A 19,218-nucleotide genomic window follows, 5' to 3' on the forward strand; every position below is an offset into this window, starting at 1 on the left:
AAAGATAGCTTTGCAAAGACAATGTTACTTGTGTTGTTAAATATCTTTTTTGATAAGTTTAGGTGTTTAGTGCAACAACTAGAACTTTAGCTGTTGGTATTTAACAATTACATAACGGATGTGTGATAGCGCGCTCAACGCTTCCCCTCGTACAAAGGTCTATGTATACTTAAGCGCAATTGTAACTAGGATAAGGGTGTGACTCTTACCTAAACGTATAGCTGCGTTTAGCAAACCATTACCTTAGCTGCATAAAAACACTGATGATCGAGCATTTATTATACTTTTTAGAAGTAACAATTTAGCTAAATAAAAAACCACAAGGTCATCAAAACAATAATGAATTAGGAAGTAAATATGAGTTCAAATTCTGACAGTGGCTGGTTTGGTCACCCTAAAGGACTTTCAACCCTGTTTTTCACAGAAATGTGGGAACGAATGAGTTACTACGGTATGCGAGCTATGCTCGTATTATTTATGACAGCAAGTTTACAACAAGAAGGCTTAGGATTTACCGTTGCTTCTGCTGCTGCAATTTATGGCTTATACACAGGTTCAGTATACTTTTTAGGTTTACCTGGTGGCTGGTTAGCAGATAGATTATTTGGTGGTCAAAAAGCAGTATGGTACGGCGGTATCATCATCATGTGTGGCCACATTATTTTAGCCGTTCCGCATGAATATTCTTTTTTCATTGGTTTAATCTTTGTCGCAACGGGTACTGGTTTACTTAAACCTAATATCAGTGCCATGGTTGGTCAGCTTTATACTGACGAAGATGAACGCCGTGACGGTGGTTACGCTATTTACTACATGGGTATTAACTTAGGTTCTTTAATTGGTTACTACGTTTGTGGTTACTTTATGGAAAACGTAGGCTGGCACTGGGCATTTGGTGCAGCTGCTGTAGGTATGGCTATTGGTTTAATACAATACAAACGTACACTTAATAACTTACCAGAACATAGCTCGTTACCTGCGAATCCATTAAGCCCTAAAGGTGCTTCACGCGCATGGGGCGGTATTGCTGCGTTTGTAATTGTTGTTGCCAGCGTGACTGCTGCTGCGATGACAGGCGCTATAGTTATTAACCCGACTATTGTTGCAGGTTACACAGCAGTTGTATTTACTGTTATCTTTTTCATTTACTTTGGCCTTGTTTATTTCAAAGGCAAACTAACCGATGCTGAAAAGCAAAGAATGTGGGCGCTATTTTTAGTCTGTGTCGCTTCTGCGTGTTTTTGGTCTGGTTTTGAACAAGCGGGTTCTTCATTAAACCTATTTGCTCGTGACTACACAGACCGTCTTATTGGCACATTTGAAATTCCAACGACTTGGTTCCAATCTTTAAACTCGCTATTTATTATTGCCCTATCACCATTTTTTGCCGCTCTTTGGATTAATTTATCTAAGAAAATGGTTTCGCCTACTTACAGCGTAAAATGTGCGTTGGGCTTAGTTATTATGGCTTCAGGCTTTTTAGTTATGTTTATGGCAGCGCATTACGCAGCTGAAGGCTTAAAAGTAGCTCCTTACTGGCTGGTTACTACGTATTTCTTACATACAGTGGGTGAGCTTTGTTTAAGCCCAGTTGCATTGAGTGCGGTAAGTAAATTATCTCCTCGTCGCTATACGGGTCAAATGATGGGTGTATTTGTACTGACATACTCAATTGGTAACGTAATTTCAGGATTACTTGCTGGTAACTTTGATCCTAACAATGTTGCAGAAATTCCTAACCTTTACTTACAAATTGCATTATTTAGTATCGGTGTAGGTATCATCTTAGTACTGATGAGCTTCAAAGCTAAAGTATGGGAAAAACAAGGTTTAGAGCAAACCTCACCAGCCCAATAATTTAAATTAATCACAACGCGTAATTATGCGCTTTGACTAATGATATTAAATACCCCCTGCAGCTAACTGCAGGGGGTATTTTTTATGGCTAACTAACCTGAACTCTGGATAATAGATCTCTTAGCCAGAGTTCAGGTTAACTAAATTTGTTGTTACAGCGTAATACTACAGAGTAAGTGGAGTTAATGAATCAAACCCTCAGTATCTATTGCTTTGTTAATGTTGTGAGCAGCTACGCTCAGGTTGAGTGTAAACAATAGAATACAAAAACCACTCTTTTTTTAGTGTGAAAGAACTAAAAAAACAGATGGGCAATTAAATTTAAAACAAATAAATTCAGTAACATACATAAAAAATACGTACATTATCCGAGCTAGCTAATTTTTACTTACCTCGGCACGTATGTAAATAAATATCATACTTTGCTAACCGTCCCGTAAAATTTACACACGCGCTATTTACTAAATAACAACACCCTCTTCCCCAAAGCAGTAATCTGGTTAATCATGCAGGCAATACGATAACTAATAATCGCAGTGCTTAATTGCGGGAGTAATTATAATGAGTGAAGTAAATAATCCTTTAGGTTTGGTTGGTATTGAGTTTACTGAATACGCAACACCCGATGCCGATTACATGGACAAAGTGTTTACCGATTTTGGTTTTTCAAAATTAAAAAAATTTAAAGGTAAAGACATTGTTTATTACAACCAAAACGATATTCATTTTTTACTAAATAATGAACGCGACGGCTTTTCAGCTGAGTTTGCTAAAAATCACGGCCCAGCAATTTGTTCTATGGGCTGGCGTGTAGAGAACGCTCAAGCAGCATTTGAAGCAGCGGTTAAGCGTGGCGCTAAGCCTGCCACTGATGCAGCTAATAAAGACTTACCATACCCTGCTATTTACGGCATTGGCGATAGCTTAATTTACTTTATTGAACAATTTGGAGATAAAGGCTCTATCTACGATAATGATTTCGAAGATCTGAGCGAGCCAAACAAAGTAGAGAGTAAAGGCTTCTTACGTATCGACCACCTAACCAACAACGTATATAAAGGTACTATGGAAACATGGGCTAACTTTTACAAAGACGTGTTTGGTTTTACCGAAGTACGTTACTTTGATATTAAAGGCCAAAAAACAGCCCTGCTTTCATATGCATTAAAATCACCATGCGGTACCTTCTCTATTCCAATCAATGAAGGTAAAGGTAACGATAATAACCAAATTGATGAATACCTAGGTGAATACAATGGCCCAGGTGTGCAACATTTGGCGTTCTTAACTGACGACTTAGTAAGCTCATTAGATAAGCTTGATAAATCGACTATCGCTACTTTAGATATTATTCCAGAGTACTACGATACTATTTTTGACCGTGTTCCATGGGTTAAAGAAGACAAAGAGAAAATCCGTGAACATCAAATCCTTGTTGATAGCCAAAGCGAAGATTGCTACTTACTGCAAATTTTCTCTAAAAACTTATTTGGTCCTATCTTCATTGAAATGATTCAACGAGTTGATGATGGCGGCTTTGGTGAAGGTAACTTCCAAGCGCTATTCGAATCAATCGAGCGAGATCAAGAACGCCGCGGCGTTTTATAAGCAAATAAAGTAACTTTAAAAAGCAGCGTATTTCGCTGCTTTTTGTCGTTTAATCGTAATTGAGAGGTAAAACTATCTCTCTGTGTGTTTAAATCGCGCTTTTCATCACCATATAGCTAGGTAATAGATGAAATTAACGGGTGCTATATTCTTATTTAATAAATTGATATTTATACTGATAAGCGCGACCAACTAAACCAAAGGAAATGTAATGAGTTTAATTAACGAAACCCATGATATAAATTTAACTAGCTGGGTAGCATCAGCAAATGATGCACAATGTGACTTCCCTATTCAAAACCTACCTTTTGCAGAAGTACGTCGCAAAAATAGCAATGAAGCTTTTCGTGGTGCTGTTGCCATTGGCGATCAGGTTATTGATTTAGCAAAAGTAAATGAACTCGGTATTTTTTCAGGTGACGCCCAAACAGCCGTTGCATCTGCAAGTAACCCGACTTTGAACGAGTTTATGGGATTAGGTGAGCAATATTGGTCAGCGCTTCGTTTAGCACTGTCTAAGGCATTACGTGAAGGCTCTGCTCATCAAGAGCAACTAGCACAAGCGCTTATACCACAAACCGAAATTGAATTTGCTCTACCGTGTCGCATTGGCGATTACACTGACTTTTACACATCAATTTATCATGCGACTGCCGTAGGAAGTTTATTCCGTCCCGATAACCCATTACTACCAAACTACAAATGGGTGCCGATTGGTTATCATGGTCGCTCATCGTCTATTGGCGTGTCTGGACAGCAGTTTCATCGCCCTAAAGGACAAACTAAAGCGCCAGATGCAGAAGTTCCTTCATTTGGTCCATGTAAGCGCCTTGACTACGAGCTGGAACTAGGTATTTACCTAGGTAAAGGTAATGATCTAGGCGATGCAATCGCAATTGAAAATGCTGAAAAGCATGTATTCGGCTTTTGTGTTTTCAACGATTGGTCAGCACGTGATTTACAAGCATGGGAATACCAACCGCTTGGTCCATTCTTAGCGAAAAATTTCGCATCAACCGTGTCTCCATGGATTGTTACCACCGAAGCACTTGCACCATACAGAACAAGCTGGACGCGTGATGAAAATGATCCGCAGCCACTTGAGTACTTAGAATCAACGGCTAACCGTGATCAAGGTGCATTTGATATTCAAATGGATGTTAAAATTCAAACACAAAAAATGCGTGATGAAGGCTACAACCCAACTCAAGTGTCTAAGTCTAGCTTTAAGCACTCATACTGGACTGTAGCGCAAATGGTAACTCACCATACCGTAAACGGGTGTAACTTTATGCCAGGCGACATGCTGGGCTCTGGCACGCAATCAGGGCCTACTCACGAAGAAGCGGGTTCATTACTTGAGCTTTCTCGTGGTGGTAAAGAAAAGATTACTTTAAGCAACGGCGAGCAGCGTAGCTTCTTGGAAGATGGCGACAACGTTATAATGCGTGGCTGGTGTGAAAAAGAAGGCTTTGCACGTATTGGCTTTGGCTTTGTAGAGAGCACCGTACTACCAGCAAAATAATATATAAAATCAATAAACTAGTAAAAAAGGGTTGTTGAATAAGCAGCCCTTTTTTATTAATTAAGCCGAAGTTACAATTTTTTTCTGGCTTTTTTAGTTCAAATTGCTATCTTGAATCCGTTAATAGCCAGTATTTATGTGACATGCCTGTATTTATAAAGTCTTTTTTTAATAAACATTTCCCAGCTCGTCAGCTGCTCATTCGCCAAAATGGTGAAGTAAAGCATGTTGTTTTGGCGCCTTGGTTACAGGTTTCTGCGCTTGCTATTATTTTCATTGCTATTGCATGGATCAGTGTTTCGAGTATCCGTGTTTATATGCAAACACACCAAATTTCTCATATCGAGCAAACTCAGCTTGATAAGCAAGTACAATGGCAACAAAAAGTAAAGCAACAGCAACAACGCTACGCATTGCAGCAAGAACAGTTAGCTGAACTTGAACAAAAACAAGCTTTACTTCAAGGTATGATTGAATCACTCCCAGCTTCTATCAGCAAAGATGTAATAAAATTAGAGGGTGAGCTTGAATCTTCTCCTATTAATGAGAACGAAAGCGAATTTCATGAGCCGCTCGAAGAAGATAAAACACAAAATAAGCATGCACAAAACAGTTTAACCAGTTTTGAGCAGCGCTACATCATGCTAAATCAGCAGTACGATACTAATTTCACGTTATTGGCTGCGCAGATTAATCAGCGCCATGATGCGATTATAGAAATACTCAAAGGCACGGGTCTTGAAAATGCACTGGCACAACATCTCTCGTTAAGCACGCAAACAACGGCACAAGGTGGCCCGCTAGATATACTCGATGAAAGTAAAATTCCTAGTAACTTTCTAATCATTGCAGATAAGTTGTTATTGTTAAACCAGCTAGAGAGCTTTTTAACTGAGTTGCCAAGTACCCTGCCCTTACCTGCTGCAAAATATTATATTTCCAGTAATTTTGGACTTAGAAAAGACCCAATGAATAAAAGGCGCGCTTTTCATAAAGGCATTGATTTAGCTGGGTGGCATAAAACAGAAATTTTTGCCCCTGCCGATGGCACGGTTCGTCGAGCTGGCCGTAATGGCGGTTATGGTAACTTTATAGAGTTAGAGCATAAAAACGGTGTTGTAACGCGCTTTGGTCACTTAAACAAAATTAATGTTAAAAAAGGTCAATTAGTCACAAAGCACGATGTCATTGGCTTAATGGGCAGTACCGGAAGAAGTACAAGTACTCATTTACACTATGAAGTATTAATAGACGACAAGCATGTCAATCCACTAAAAATAACAAAGGCGCTTTCTCGTGTTTGGTAAAAATAAACAAGCAAAAACAGACTCATCTATTAAGAGAGTGAGTCACACTCCCTCAATCATTTCTAATGATGTGCGTATAACGGGCTCTTTGGTAAGCCAAGGTGAAGTACAACTCGACGGACGTATTGATGGTGACATTAAGGCCGAACATTTAGTGATTGGCACCTCAGGTGTTGTTGAAGGCGTTGTTGAGGCAAGCAGTGTCGTTGTTAAGGGTAAAATCATCGGCTCTTTAAATGCAAGTGAAGTAAAGATCGAAAATAATGCTCATGTACTTGGCGATATATTTCATGACACCCTGAGCATAGAAGCAGGTGCTATTATTGAAGGCAGTTTAAAGCAGCGCTTTGAAAAAGAAGTGATTGAGCATGCTAAAGATAAGCCAAAACCAGCTCACGACGTAAAAGCCATTGTTGATAATGAAGACAGCGGGCTTTCGTTTGTTAATAAGCAGCCTGCAGCTAAAAGCTAGCTACATTAGTTTATAATGGTTTAGCCTGCCTGTTGGCTAAACCATTAATCACCTCTTTAAAATCCCGTTAGCGGCTTATACACTTACTTTTTCTGTGTTATATACATGGTTATGTCTGCGGTAAAAACCAGTTCGTTACGCGTATTGTAAAGCTTTACCGGTACGACTAAATCTTCTTTATCAATCCATTGATGAGGCAAGTCAATTTCAGCGATAGCGGTAACATCAGTGTCTACCTTAGCCAGGTACTGTACTGTCATTCCCTTAGGGATCCAACGGTGGGTTTTATAAGGTACTGTTGCATCAACCATCACCCCCGCACACAGCTCAGCCAAATTACATTGTGCGATAGCGTGAATAGTGCCAATGTGATTGTGTACACGGCGTGTGTTTTTAACCACAGCACTACAGTGCCCTGCTTTTAAATCTAAAATAGTAGGTTTCATAGAGCCAAAGTAAGGCGCTTTAAAACATACGGCTTTACTAAACAGCCAGTTACCAAACGGCAGCTTTTTAAATTTATGCCACGTTTTTATTAATGCAGACTCATTACTCATTATTGTTTTTCCATTGTCTTTGCTTAAAAAGCAAATTAACACATCGGATCAGTTTAAAGAAGTGTGATACTTAAACAAAAATAATCATAATAAAGTTAAAAGTAGGTAACATGTCTGATGCATCGGTCATAAGCCCTTTCTTTTTCATCAGTCGCCACTTAAAATACCGACAAAAGGAGACCTGATGCAAACACAGCCCGCTAAACCAAACTTAATTTTATTACTGATCTTAGCGTTACTCGTCATTTTTTGTCCTATGGGCATTGATATTTATTTACCTGCCTTTCCTACTATTGCAGAGCAATTTTCAGTGAGCGAAAAACAAGTACAGCAAACGGTGGCTATTTTTATGCTTACTGTTGGTTTGGGGCAATTAATTGCAGGCCCTCTTGCTGATCGTTTTGGACGTAAGCCGGTAGCCTTAACCGGTGTAACTTTATATGGACTGGCGGCATTAGGTGCATACTATGCTCCTAGCTTTTTAATACTGATCTTTGCTCGTGCAATTCAAGGGTTAGGCGCATGCGCCACCTTTGTTGTTGCTTTTGCAATAGTAAGAGATAAGTTTGGTAGTGAACGCAGTGGCCAAATAATTACCTACCTAAACGGGATCGTGTGCTTTATTCCAGCGTTAGCACCCATTTTAGGTGCGTGGTTAACCGTGCAGTTTGGTTGGCAAATGAACTTTCTATTTCTAACTGGTTTTGCATTATTAGGATTTATTGTCACCTTATTATTGTTTAGAGAAACACGCCCAGTAGACAGCCATTACCAGGGGCATATCTTAGATCTAAGGCGCTTTATCCCAATTATTTCAACTCCGTTATTTTTATTTAATAGCTTGCTATGTATGGTCACTATGTCAGCTATATTAGTATTTGTAACATTGGCTCCTGGTTGGCTTATTACTGAATTAGGGGGCAGCGTAGCCGACTTTACCTTTTGGTTCTCGCTTAATGCAGTGCTTAGTATTCTTGCTAGCTTTATCATGCCTATTTACATTAAACGCCAACCAAAAAGAGCACTAAAAGCAGGTCTTGTGTTGTTAGTGAGTGCAGGCTTACTGATGCTAGTATTAAGCCAATATAAAACCCCATTAGCATTAATGATCCCTATGTTTATTGCTGCCTTTGGTTTTGCTTTAACACTTGGCTCTGCCGCTGGACGAGCTTTAAGTCTGTTCCCTAAGCAAGCTGGCACCGCCTCAGCTCTTTTAGGAGCGATGCAAATGAGTGGGGCAAGTTTATTGGTGTTTATTACTCAATATTTAAACTTATCTACACCCGAGCTTATAGGCACACACTTTTTATTATTAATTCCCTTTTCTTACTTACTATTTCGTTATACTAAATATGCTTAGGCGCTAAAGCGTTTTCTATTACTCTTCAATTTTGGCTAATTCAGGTTTTACCTGATTAGCCGCCCCTAATTCAGATACAAATGTATATTTTTTGTTTAATACTGGCTATTTTAAAGTTAAATAGTTTTGTTTTTGTAGATAAAACAGCTTGTTTTATGCTTTATATTATTTTACTGTCTGCTAAAGTTAACAATTAGTTAACCAGTTAATTCTAGGATAATATAATATGAAAAAGAATAAACTCGCCTTAGCATTAGTTCTTACTGGTATTTGTTCAGCAGGTGCTGCCCAAGCTGCGAACGATCGCTTCATCATCCAAGTTGATAATAATAAAAAAGGTGTTGTTAAAGCGCTGACTAAAAAACTAGGTGGTGACATTAAAGTAGATGGCAATGGATTCATTGCAGCCAAATTTACTGGACAAGATTTAAGTAGCTTAAAAGGCCTGCTTAACAACCCGCATATTAAACTCATTGAAGAAGATCATAAGCGCGTTCCTATGTCATTATTTAACGATGATGTAGGTGATGCCATGCAGCAACAAATTACGCCATATGCGGTTTATCAATCACAGGTTGATCAAGTTACTTTTGATGCCAATGCAGGCATGAAAGTATGCGTTATCGATTCAGGCTTAGATAGCTCAAACCCTGATTTTGTTTGGGGTAACATTACTGGCGATAACGACAGCGGTACTGGAAATTGGTTTGATAATGGCGGTCCACACGGGACGCATGTCGCCGGTACGATTGGTGCTGCAGATAATAACCTCGGTGTTGTGGGTATGGCACCGGGTGTGGCAATGCACATTATTAAAGTATTTAACGAAGCGGGTTGGGGTTACTCATCTGATTTAGCTCAAGCGGCTGATTTATGTTCTCAAGCAGGTGCAAATATTATTAGCATGAGCTTAGGGGGCGGTGGCTCAAACAGTACAGAGTCAAATGCGTTTGCTAACTTTACTAATGCTGGCGGCCTTGTAGTTGCTGCAGCGGGTAACGATGGTAATAACGTACGTTCTTATCCTGCGGGCTACTCATCGGTGATGATGGTCGGCGCTAATGATGCCGATAATCAAATTGCTGACTTTTCACAATTCCCAAGCTGTTCATCTGGCCGTGGTAAACGCGCAACTAATGATGAAACAATTTGTGTTGAAGTAACTGCTGGTGGTGTTGATACTCTATCGACCTACCCTGCGGGCATGGCAACAGCAGCGAGTATGTCGGCTGATGGCACAGCATATAATTCATCAGCAATGGAAAATGCAGGTCAAATCACTGCGAGTACCTACTTTATGGGAACTGGCGAAACAGTTGATCCAGCGGCGGCTGGTAAAGTATGTATGATTGACCGCGGCGCTATTTCATTTTATGACAAAGTCGCTAACTGTGAAAACTCAGGCGGTGTAGGTGCGGTTATTATCAACAATGAAGCTGGCATGTTATACGCAACACTAGGTGATACCAACGATACTACAATTCCCGCTGTAGGCGCTGCATTTGAAGATCGTAGTGCATTAGTCGCTAGTACAAACGTGACAATTAATATTGGCGCAACTGATTATGGCTTTATGAGTGGAACGTCAATGGCAACTCCTGCGGTTTCAGGTATTGCTGCGCTAGTATGGTCTAATCATAGTGACTGTACAGGCACAGAAATTCGCGATGCGTTAAAGGCAACTGCGCAAGATCAAGGGGCTGCTGGTCGTGATGATTACTTTGGCTACGGTATTGTAAAAGCGGCTGACGCTGATGCTTACCTTACAGCAAACGGCTGTGCGGGTGGCGATACTGGTGGTGTTGATCCAGAGCCAGGCGTAGATGCTATCTCTCTTAGCGCTTCAGGTTACAAATCAAAAGGCACTAAATTTGTTGATTTAAGTTGGAATGGCGCGGCAACAAGCCAAGTTGATATCTACCGCAATGGTAACAAAGTCATTACCACTGCAAATAATAATGCCTACACCGACAGCATTAATACTAAGGGTGGCGGTACCTATACATATCAAGTGTGTGAAGCGCTGAGCACTACGGTGTGTTCAAATAATATCACCGTTAGTTTTTAATAAATTTAGCACTTCATTATGTTTAAAAGCATAACGACTAGTTTTAAAAGAACTTAGTATCCTCAACTTAGCGGGCAATATGCCCGCTTTTTATTTTCCTCATTGCTTGATAAAATCATTTACCACTTCTTTTTTGTACTATTTAATGATCAACCCCGACTTTTTGCTCTCATTTTTACTCGCTAGCTTTTTAATGGCCGTTGCGCCTGGGCCATCAAACGCGTTTTTAATGGCGCAAACTTTTGCAAATGGGCGAAAAGCAGGTATGCAGAGTGCTTTTGGCTTTGCGTTAGGTGGCGTAGTACATACATTTTTTGCGGTTGTCGGTTTAAGCGCTATTTTAAAAGCTTCTGAAACTGCCTATGCCAGCGTACAATATGCAGGTGCAGCCTATTTATGTTACTTAGGGTTTATGATGCTTAAAGGCACCTTTAAGCCCCCCATTTGCGAGCAAGAAGATAAGCCTCATGTTACCACCAGTAAAAACAAAAACGTGATGTTTCAAGCTATGATGACCGAAGTACTAAATCCTAAGGTGGCTTTGTTTTTTATTGCTTTTATCCCACAATTTGTAGACCCTAGCTTGTCATCTGCAACTTTTCAGCTGGCGTTTTTTGGGCTACTGTATCCAATCTTTGCTTTTCCTATCGACTGCACGTATATTTATTTCGGCGATAAAATAGCCCAGTTTTTTAAAAGTCACCCTAATAGCCAACTTTGGATAGATAGGTTCACAGGCATTGTATTTATTGCCTTGGCTATCAATTTATTACTCTAACTAATAAGAATCAGCATGGACCAAAAAATACAATCTCTTCCAGCTAAGAAAAACATAGCCCTTGTTGCACATGATGGAAAAAAAGCCGCGTTAAAATTATGGTGTGAAAAACACACTCCAATGCTAAGTAAACATAAGCTATACGGCACTGGTACAACCGGACATTTAATAGAAAAAACCACCGGTTTGAATGTCGTGCAATTACTCAGTGGACCTATGGGGGGTGATCAGCAACTTGGTGCTAAAATAGCGGAACATGAAATTCATGTGTTAATCTTTTTTTGGGATCCTCTGGCATCTCAGCCGCACGACCCTGATGTAAAAGCATTGCTTCGTTTAGCCGCAGTGTGGAACATTCCTGTTGCTTGTAATGAAGTAAGCGCTGATATGTTACTAAGCTCTCCCCTTATGGACACCGAGTTTGAGCGTTCTTTGCCAGATTACGAAAAGTACCTCGCAACCCGACAAATCTCCTTATAACAGCTTATTTATAAAGCATACTCGCCCATTTAGTCAGACCAGCGGTGACACTGCCAAAGTGATCACCGTTAACCATTTTAATATCGCCTAAGTGGGTTTTTAAAGCCGCTTTGATCAGTGGTGATTGCGCGCTACCACCCGTTAAATAAATTACATCTGGGGTGGTGTTAGCATCTGCAATGGCCTGTTTTGCTAATGTCACTATTTGGCTAATACTATCGTCAACGGCTAATGCTAATTCATTAATAGAAATATTTTTATCAAGTGATGAATCTAAAAATGTTAAATCACAATTAAAGTTTTCAGACGAGCTTAGTGCAATTTTTGCCGCTTCAGCTTGTTGAACTAATTGATGACCTTGCTTATTTTGCTGTAAATGGATGAGCCGTTTATATAAATCGGGCGCACTCACATCGCGTAGCTGTGCACTCAGTTCACGATAATGCTGAGCACTATAAAACTGGCTTTGTAAATTCACATCGTTAATTTTACATGCTTGCCAAAATGCCTGATTAGGTAATGGTAAACCCGATTTAAAAGTACTGCCTAAGCCAAGTAACGGCATTAAACCATGATAGCTCAGAGCAATATCTAAATCATTACCGCCTACTCGCTTTCCGCTATGTGCTAAAAAGTCTGCGTCTCGTTGTTGTTTATTCCTAAAACTTGGCCCCATTTGTACAAATGAACAGTCACTTGTACCACCACCAATATCTATTACCAGCACTTTTTGGTCTTGCGTTAAATCACTTTCATAATCAATCCCGGCGGCAAGTGGTTCATATAAAAATTCCACATCTTTAAAGCCGGCTCGGTTTGCTGCACGTGTTAAAATGCCCACGGCTTGTTGGTTTGACTGCTCACCACCAACTGCTTGAAAATTCACTGGGCGACCAATAACAGTTTGGCTCAGCGTATACCCTAACGATGATTCGGCACGTTGTTTTATTTTTAAAATCATTGCAGTGGCAATATCTTCAAAAAAATTAATTTGTCCTTGCTTTAAACCAGTAGCGCCAAAAAATGATTTAGGGGATTTTACAAAATAACCTTCTTCAGGAAATTGCACATATTCACTAATCGCCTCTCGGCCGATGAATAGAGTCTCGTCGCCGGCTTGTAGGTCTAGGTCTGATTTAATTCGCGCAAGCGCATTAAGTAATGGTTGGCGCGCGGTTTTATAGCCATGCTCATGCTCTGAGCCCTGCAAGTGCTGCGCCACAAAATCAACGACTAAGGCACTATGATGGGTGTATAACGTTGATGGAAGATAATGTTTGCCTTGCTCTAAAGGAATGAGCTGAACACGCTCTTCGTTTAAAACACCCATAGCACAATTAGAACTACCATAATCAAAACCAACGAACATAGATCACCAAACATCACTAAAAAGGCCGCGCAATTTAGCATAATCGCTAAAAAATATATACTGAATTGGCCTACACTCGTTATTTTTCCGGTCTTTCCCGTAAGAAGCTGGCAAAACGCGGCAAGCCATTTTTAGTGTACCCGTGGTATCGATAAGTAATTGTTGCGCCTATAGCTGGCGGATACTTTCGCTCTTTATCGCTAAAACCCGTACCAATAGAAAATGTCAGCCCTTGTTTTGTCTGTACTTTCAATGCACCAAGCATTCCTGCGTATTTACCTTTACCCGGTAAATGTTCAATCACTAACGCTTCGGCATCTAAATAAGGCTTGAGTTTTAACAATGCACTAGAGCGACCCGTTGTATGCTTAGCCTCTGCTAAATGAAGCATAACGCCCTCGCCGCCTTGTTTAGTAACCTGATTAAAATAATTACTGAGTTGCTGATTGTCGCTAAATTGATATTGCTTAACCGCTTTAATATGGGGACTATTTAGCTTAGTAATAAGTGACAAGTAATTTTGATAACGACGGTGAAAAGGCATGCTTGTATCTGGCATATCAAACACCTGATAAGTAACGGTTTGCCATTGCAAATCGTTGGGTATTTTTGTTCTGACAATACCACTGAGTACAGAAAATTGACCTCGGTTGGTCCATAACTCACCATCTAACCAAGTATCTGGCAAAGGAGCGGTAAACCACTCAGGCGGGTTTATGGAGTTGCCTTGACGGGTTACAAACTGCTTTCCCGTCCAGATTGCTCTAACTCCATCAAACTTTTCACTCACCAAGTATTGGCGAATATCCTCATGCTTAGTTTCATCGTAAACATTAGCAAGCTGCACTGGAGGCAATTGCGCCAATAAGCTAGCACTAAAAAGGATTAAAAAAGTAAACAGCGTTGCTTTAATCATCACCATTGCTGCATCCTTGCAAATTTTAATATGGCTTAAACTATAGTTGAGATTGAAGCCATTGCCAAAATTCTTCAAGGCTTTGCATTTGCTGTGTTGCTTTACTAAAATCATGCTCCTGTGTATGTTTATTAGCGATAGCGACTACAGCTAAAGCAGCATTATTCGCTGCGGTTACACCGGTGAGAGTATCTTCAACGGCAATCGCATTTTGTGCAGCAACCTGCATACTTTTAAGTGCTAATAGATAGGGATCACCGGCAGGCTTTGGATTAATTACATCATCTTTAGTTACCACGGTATCGAATAAATCATAAAACCCTAATCCTTTTAGTATTGGCTCTGCTTCATGCCTTGCGCTGCCTGTTACTAACGCCATTTTTAAACCTTGCTCTTTAGCCGCTAATAGAACATTTTCAGCATAAGGCATTAAAGGCGGTAAATTGGTTTTAACGTACTCACTAAATAAACGATATTTTTCATCCGCTAAATAGCGGCTACTTACAGACAAGTTATGAACTTGTTTTATTTCCTTTGCAGCGTCAATAGTGGGACGTCCCGAAAAGCGCCGACAAAAATCATCTTCTTTATAACACACACCAAAAGGCGCAAGTAATTGGCTCCAGCAGTTATAGTGCACACTTTCCGAGTCAACTAAAGTGCCATCCATATCAAATAATACCGCTTCAATTGACATACTTTTCTCCTGGTTATTTAACCTAAACTTTGGGTAATAAAAAAGGTGCCTAGGCACCTTTTAATAATTTGTGTTACTCAGCCAAACCTGCTGGCGGCTCAGCATAAGCGTCTTCGCCGGTATCTACATCAACTAACTCATAACCTCGGGCTTTGCGCATTACTTTAAGTATCGGCTTTTCGAAGGCGGTTTTTAAGCGCTCAGCATCATCTTTTAACGCATCTAATGTGGTTCCAAATGGTGCGGCACCAGTCTCTGACCAGTTAGTTACTTTACCGTTTATGTTATATTCCACTTCGTGTATTTGATATTGCGCCGCTTCATCTTTGGTTGCTTCACAATAAATTACACGGTAATTCCAAAATCCAGCCATTACTTTTTCTCTTTAATAAACATATGGGCGCTACTTTAGCAGCTCTACAAAAATAAAAAAGCCTGCACTAGGCAGGCTTTTATCAATAATTACAATTTAACGTTAAATTTATCGATTAGAAAAAGTTAACTTTAAATTCAGCGCCAATATAACGCTCTTCGTTAACCATGGCTGTATTGTTATTAAAATCAACACCACCAATTGCTTGCTGCTCGTCAAACATATTACGCACGAATGCTGATACTTCATATTCGTAATCGCCTTGTGCCCATGCATAACCGGCACGTAGACCAACTTCAGTTAGTGGCTTACCTTCAAACTCAACTGATTCATATAAGAAAAAGTCAATTTCACTGCGGTACGACACATCAGCGTAAGCAAAGAAATCACCTTCAGCGAGTTCTTTAGTGTAACGAAGTGTGATGTTAGAGATCCACTCTGGAGCATGCGGTAAGCTGTTACCATCTAAAATAGCACGATCTTCAGGACCAAATGCACCTGGTACTTGGAAGGTAGGATCAGTAACAGTACACTGTGCACACACTGCAACGGCTAAATCTTTGTCTTTAAGCTCTGTTTTGTTGTAGCTTAAATTAAACGTTGCATTTAGCTCATCCGTTAACACCCACTCAGAATCAATTTCGAAACCGTAGCCAGTTGTTTTATCAGCATTTAATAGGCGGTTAAAGTTAGCACCACCACCTACAGCAGTTAGCTGTTGGTCATCCATAGTGTAATAAAATACGGTTGCATTTACACGGCCTTGGCCATCTAACACATCAGATTTAATACCTGTCTCGTATGACGTAACAGTTTCTGAATCAGCAACGGTTACTTCATCACCAAATAAGATACGACCCTGAAGACTTGGTGCACGGAAACTGTTAGCAATACGACCATACCAGTTTACGTCATCGTTGATTTTGTAGTTAGCTGATAAATCCCAGCTTACGTGATCATCGCTAACATTTTTTTCAATGTAAGTAGCTGCACCACCTACAGGGCTAAGCGTACGATTTGCTGAGAATTCTTTCTCATCGTCTGAATAACGAAGGCCCGCGGTTACTTTCAAGTCATCAGTAATGGTGTAATCAACTGAGCCGAATACAGCCCATGCTTTAGTGTCTTGCTGCTGACTAACAAAACCGTTTAATACGCCATTATTGGCTGTATCATAGCTAAAGTTTTCAATCGTTAATGCTTCGTCGAAGTAAAAAACACCCACCTGGTAATTTACGTCACCGGCAAAGTTGCTTGATAAGCGAAGTTCTTGCGTGTATTGGTCTTGATCTGGAATACCATCAGCACTTTCTGAAGAGAAAGGAATAAAACCAGGGCCCATTGCAACTGGAACATCATTGATAGAGAACCCACCGTAGCCGCCATCGATGTCAGCACGAGAGTAAATTTCTGCACTTTCCCAACCAGAGATTGACGTTACTGTATGGTTAGCTAAGTCCCACTCAAGCTTAAGGCTTGCACCTTGCGATTCCACTTGCTGCGTCGCACGAGATGCGGCATCGTGATACACCACGTCATTTTCAAAACCATCAACTAAATCGTTAGTACCAGGTTTGATAGTGTTAGCACGAAAGGCAATTGGAGAGCCATCTAAATCACGAACATGGTAATTAAATAATCCAGTGAAATCGTCACCTTCATATAAAAATTGAATACGGGCTGCTTGTTCAGTGTAACCACCTAAGGCATCTTTTTGCTCAAAACCTGGTGCACGATTATCAATGTAATCGTCTTTATCTTGCCAAAGTACTGAAACACGTGTTGATAAACGATCTGTTAATGAACCACCAACAGCACCTTCAAAGTCAATAGCACCACGACTACCGTAAGATACAGAGCCATAGCCTTCAAATTCTTGGCTTGGTTTTACGGTATCAAATTTAACTAGACCAGCCGGTGTATTACGACCAAATAATGTACCTTGAGGACCACGAAGCACTTCAACACGTGCTACGTCAAATACAGGGAAACCTTTTAAGATTGCGTTTTCTTGTACAATTTCATCAACCACAAGCGACACTGGTTGCGAAGCATTCAAATCGAAATCAGTGTTACCAAGGCCACGTACATAAAAGCGTGGGAATGAACGGCCAAATGAAGATTCAATAGATAAACTTGGGATTTTCGCATTCATAAAACGAATATCCATACCAGCTGAGCTGTAAGCATCTAAGCTATCGCCTTGCAGGGCTGAAACAGCAACAGGCACTTCTTGAGCGTTTTCTACTCGTTTACGAGCAGTAACTTGAATAACTTCTAGTTGGTTCTTCTTAGCAGTAGTTTCTTGCTCAGCAGCTACGGCTGAAATTGACGTACCTGCTACGGCAGAGAACAACGTTGCATTGATAAGGGTTGCTAACGTAGATCTTTTCATTGCTTTCATGTCGGGGTTAACCTTTTTAGTGCACTCTTGTTCAACGGTTGATGTGTTGCGCAATTAAATAATTACGGATTCAGTCAATTTTTCGCGACTTGCTCTATGCGGCGCGGACCTTATTACCGAGAGTACAAAAACGGCATAAATAAGGCTGACTGAATGCGCGAGATTATATCATGCTGTAATATATTTACCGCATATTGAACACTAAAAAATAAACTTATTTTTAACACTTAACCGCACTATCCCGACATTTAGTGTACTTTTAGCAACTAAACAACCAAAAAGCGGACATATGTCCTTACATTGAGTTGTTAAAAAATATAGCGAAATAACGCGACACTTTTTTAAATACTACTTTTTCACTAATGAGCGTTTAAGAACAATTTCACCATCAATATGAAGATCTCGCTGCGGGAATGCAATAACCACATCGTGTTGTTCAAACACTTCATAAATCCTAAAACGAATATCACTGCGGACTTGTCTTAATCGAGTTTCTGATTCAGCGCAGACCCAAAAAATAGCATTAAAAACTAGCGAGCTATCTGCAAAATCATCAAACAATACGGTTGATTGAGGCGTTGCCAGTATTGCCTCATGCTCATCTAATACTTGCTGAATTAACTTTTTAACTAATAACACGTCAGAGCCATAAGCTACGCCTACGCTCACAGATGAGCGCGCATTACCGTCAATAAGCGTCCAGTTGGTTACAGTGTTTTCTAATAACTGGCTATTGGGTATCAGCATATGAACACCGTCGTTCCTGCGAATACGAGTAGAGCGAGTATTAATCGTTTCAACCACCCCTTTTGCAGTGCCAACCTCTAAAAAGTCACCAATACGGATTGGCCGCTCCCACATTAATATCCAGCCACTAATAAAGTTATTAATAATATTTTGTGCACCGAATCCCACACCGATGGCAATGGCACCCGATACAAAGGCAAATGCGGTTAGTGGAATGTTAAGCACCTCAAGGGAGGTAAAAAGTAAAATCGCAATACTTAAAATGAAATAAAAACGCGTGAATAAATGCACTGCATCTGGGCTCATTTTTCGTGCAAGTAATGACTTTTTAATTAACTTGCCAATCTGAGTCACCACAACCCACATAGTAAACAAAATTAGGGGTACTTGAATTACTTTTGCCACGGTAATGTGAATGTCGTTGTAGCTAAACAATACGAAGGCGAGAATGTGATTAATTTGTTCTAAGTTCATTGATTTTCCATGTATAAGGTCGCACACAAACGATTATTTTTATGCGCTAATAATACCCCAAGTTTAGCATGCGGTTAGCTTAAATACGCAGCAACAAACTTAAAGCTAATTGCATAATTGCTGTATTTTTCTACTTTTTTATTTACATACCGAGTTTTTATCACCTAATTTGCGTTTAAATCCCGCTTTAAATCGATAAACTTTGTTGTATATAAGTCAAAATTTG

At 40.0% G+C, this 19,218-nt stretch carries 16 protein-coding genes; 9 read left to right on the forward strand and 7 right to left on the reverse strand.

What is annotated here, in order from left to right; genetic code table 11:
• Window positions 1-357: 357 nt before the first annotated feature.
• The 5 genes from CWB75_RS09105 to CWB75_RS09125 all read left to right on the forward strand — a co-directional run bounded on the left by CWB75_RS09105 (window position 358) and on the right by CWB75_RS09125 (window position 6,769).
• Window positions 358-1,857, forward strand: a complete 1,500-nt coding sequence (locus CWB75_RS09105) for a peptide MFS transporter (RefSeq protein WP_138570462.1) — start codon at window positions 358-360, stop codon at window positions 1,855-1,857.
• Between the two features lie 561 nt (window positions 1,858-2,418).
• Window positions 2,419-3,465 (forward strand): 4-hydroxyphenylpyruvate dioxygenase, encoded by a 1,047-nt coding sequence (hppD, locus tag CWB75_RS09110; protein ID WP_008109551.1) that lies wholly within the window; start codon window positions 2,419-2,421, stop codon window positions 3,463-3,465.
• A 211-nt stretch (window positions 3,466-3,676) separates the two neighbouring features.
• On the forward strand, window positions 3,677-4,990 hold the full coding sequence (fahA, locus tag CWB75_RS09115) for a fumarylacetoacetase (RefSeq protein ID WP_010391256.1): 1,314 nt from the start codon (window positions 3,677-3,679) through the stop codon (window positions 4,988-4,990).
• A 143-nt stretch (window positions 4,991-5,133) separates the two neighbouring features.
• Entirely contained in the window at window positions 5,134-6,297 is a 1,164-nt protein-coding gene (locus tag CWB75_RS09120; RefSeq protein ID WP_138570463.1) for a M23 family metallopeptidase, read from the forward strand.
• On the forward strand, window positions 6,287-6,769 hold the full coding sequence (locus CWB75_RS09125) for a bactofilin family protein (protein ID WP_008109555.1): 483 nt from the start codon (window positions 6,287-6,289) through the stop codon (window positions 6,767-6,769). Before CWB75_RS09120 ends, CWB75_RS09125 begins: the two co-directional genes overlap by 11 nt.
• An 83-nt stretch (window positions 6,770-6,852) precedes the next feature.
• Here CWB75_RS09125 and CWB75_RS09130 read toward each other — a convergent pair whose 3' ends face one another.
• Window positions 6,853-7,326: a hotdog fold domain-containing protein gene (locus CWB75_RS09130; protein ID WP_008109556.1), complete on the reverse strand. Its 474-nt coding sequence runs from the start codon at window positions 7,324-7,326 to the stop codon at window positions 6,853-6,855.
• Between the two features lie 184 nt (window positions 7,327-7,510).
• Between CWB75_RS09130 and CWB75_RS09135 the strand changes: the two genes are divergently transcribed.
• The 4 genes from CWB75_RS09135 to CWB75_RS09150 all read left to right on the forward strand — a co-directional run bounded on the left by CWB75_RS09135 (window position 7,511) and on the right by CWB75_RS09150 (window position 12,012).
• Complete coding sequence (locus tag CWB75_RS09135; protein ID WP_138570464.1) at window positions 7,511-8,686, forward strand: multidrug effflux MFS transporter; 1,176 nt, start codon at window positions 7,511-7,513, stop codon at window positions 8,684-8,686.
• 226 nt (window positions 8,687-8,912) lie between these two features.
• Complete coding sequence (locus CWB75_RS09140; RefSeq protein WP_138570465.1) at window positions 8,913-10,754, forward strand: S8 family serine peptidase; 1,842 nt, start codon at window positions 8,913-8,915, stop codon at window positions 10,752-10,754.
• Between the two features lie 145 nt (window positions 10,755-10,899).
• Window positions 10,900-11,532 (forward strand): LysE family translocator, encoded by a 633-nt coding sequence (locus tag CWB75_RS09145; protein WP_054202197.1) that lies wholly within the window; start codon window positions 10,900-10,902, stop codon window positions 11,530-11,532.
• A gap of 15 nt (window positions 11,533-11,547) precedes the next feature.
• Window positions 11,548-12,012, forward strand: coding sequence for a methylglyoxal synthase (locus CWB75_RS09150; RefSeq protein WP_008464686.1), 465 nt, complete (start codon window positions 11,548-11,550; stop codon window positions 12,010-12,012).
• A gap of 4 nt (window positions 12,013-12,016) precedes the next feature.
• Here CWB75_RS09150 and yegD read toward each other — a convergent pair whose 3' ends face one another.
• From yegD to CWB75_RS09180, 6 genes are all read right to left on the reverse strand, one after another.
• Window positions 12,017-13,381: a molecular chaperone gene (gene yegD, locus CWB75_RS09155; RefSeq protein ID WP_138570466.1), complete on the reverse strand. Its 1,365-nt coding sequence runs from the start codon at window positions 13,379-13,381 to the stop codon at window positions 12,017-12,019.
• Window positions 13,382-13,460: 79 nt separating this feature from the next.
• Entirely contained in the window at window positions 13,461-14,303 is an 843-nt protein-coding gene (locus tag CWB75_RS09160) for a DNA ligase (RefSeq protein WP_138570467.1), read from the reverse strand.
• A 34-nt stretch (window positions 14,304-14,337) separates the two neighbouring features.
• On the reverse strand, window positions 14,338-14,994 hold the full coding sequence (locus tag CWB75_RS09165) for an HAD family hydrolase (RefSeq protein ID WP_008464680.1): 657 nt from the start codon (window positions 14,992-14,994) through the stop codon (window positions 14,338-14,340).
• Window positions 14,995-15,067: 73 nt separating this feature from the next.
• Complete coding sequence (locus tag CWB75_RS09170) at window positions 15,068-15,367, reverse strand: hypothetical protein (RefSeq protein ID WP_138570468.1); 300 nt, start codon at window positions 15,365-15,367, stop codon at window positions 15,068-15,070.
• Between the two features lie 115 nt (window positions 15,368-15,482).
• Complete coding sequence (locus tag CWB75_RS09175; RefSeq protein ID WP_138570469.1) at window positions 15,483-17,771, reverse strand: TonB-dependent receptor; 2,289 nt, start codon at window positions 17,769-17,771, stop codon at window positions 15,483-15,485.
• 348 nt (window positions 17,772-18,119) lie between these two features.
• Entirely contained in the window at window positions 18,120-18,992 is an 873-nt protein-coding gene (locus CWB75_RS09180; protein WP_055011699.1) for a mechanosensitive ion channel family protein, read from the reverse strand.
• Between the last annotated feature and the right edge of the window lie 226 nt (window positions 18,993-19,218).

It is taken from the genome of Pseudoalteromonas sp. S1608 (assembly GCF_005887265.1).
GTDB classification, from domain to species: domain Bacteria; phylum Pseudomonadota; class Gammaproteobacteria; order Enterobacterales; family Alteromonadaceae; genus Pseudoalteromonas; species Pseudoalteromonas undina.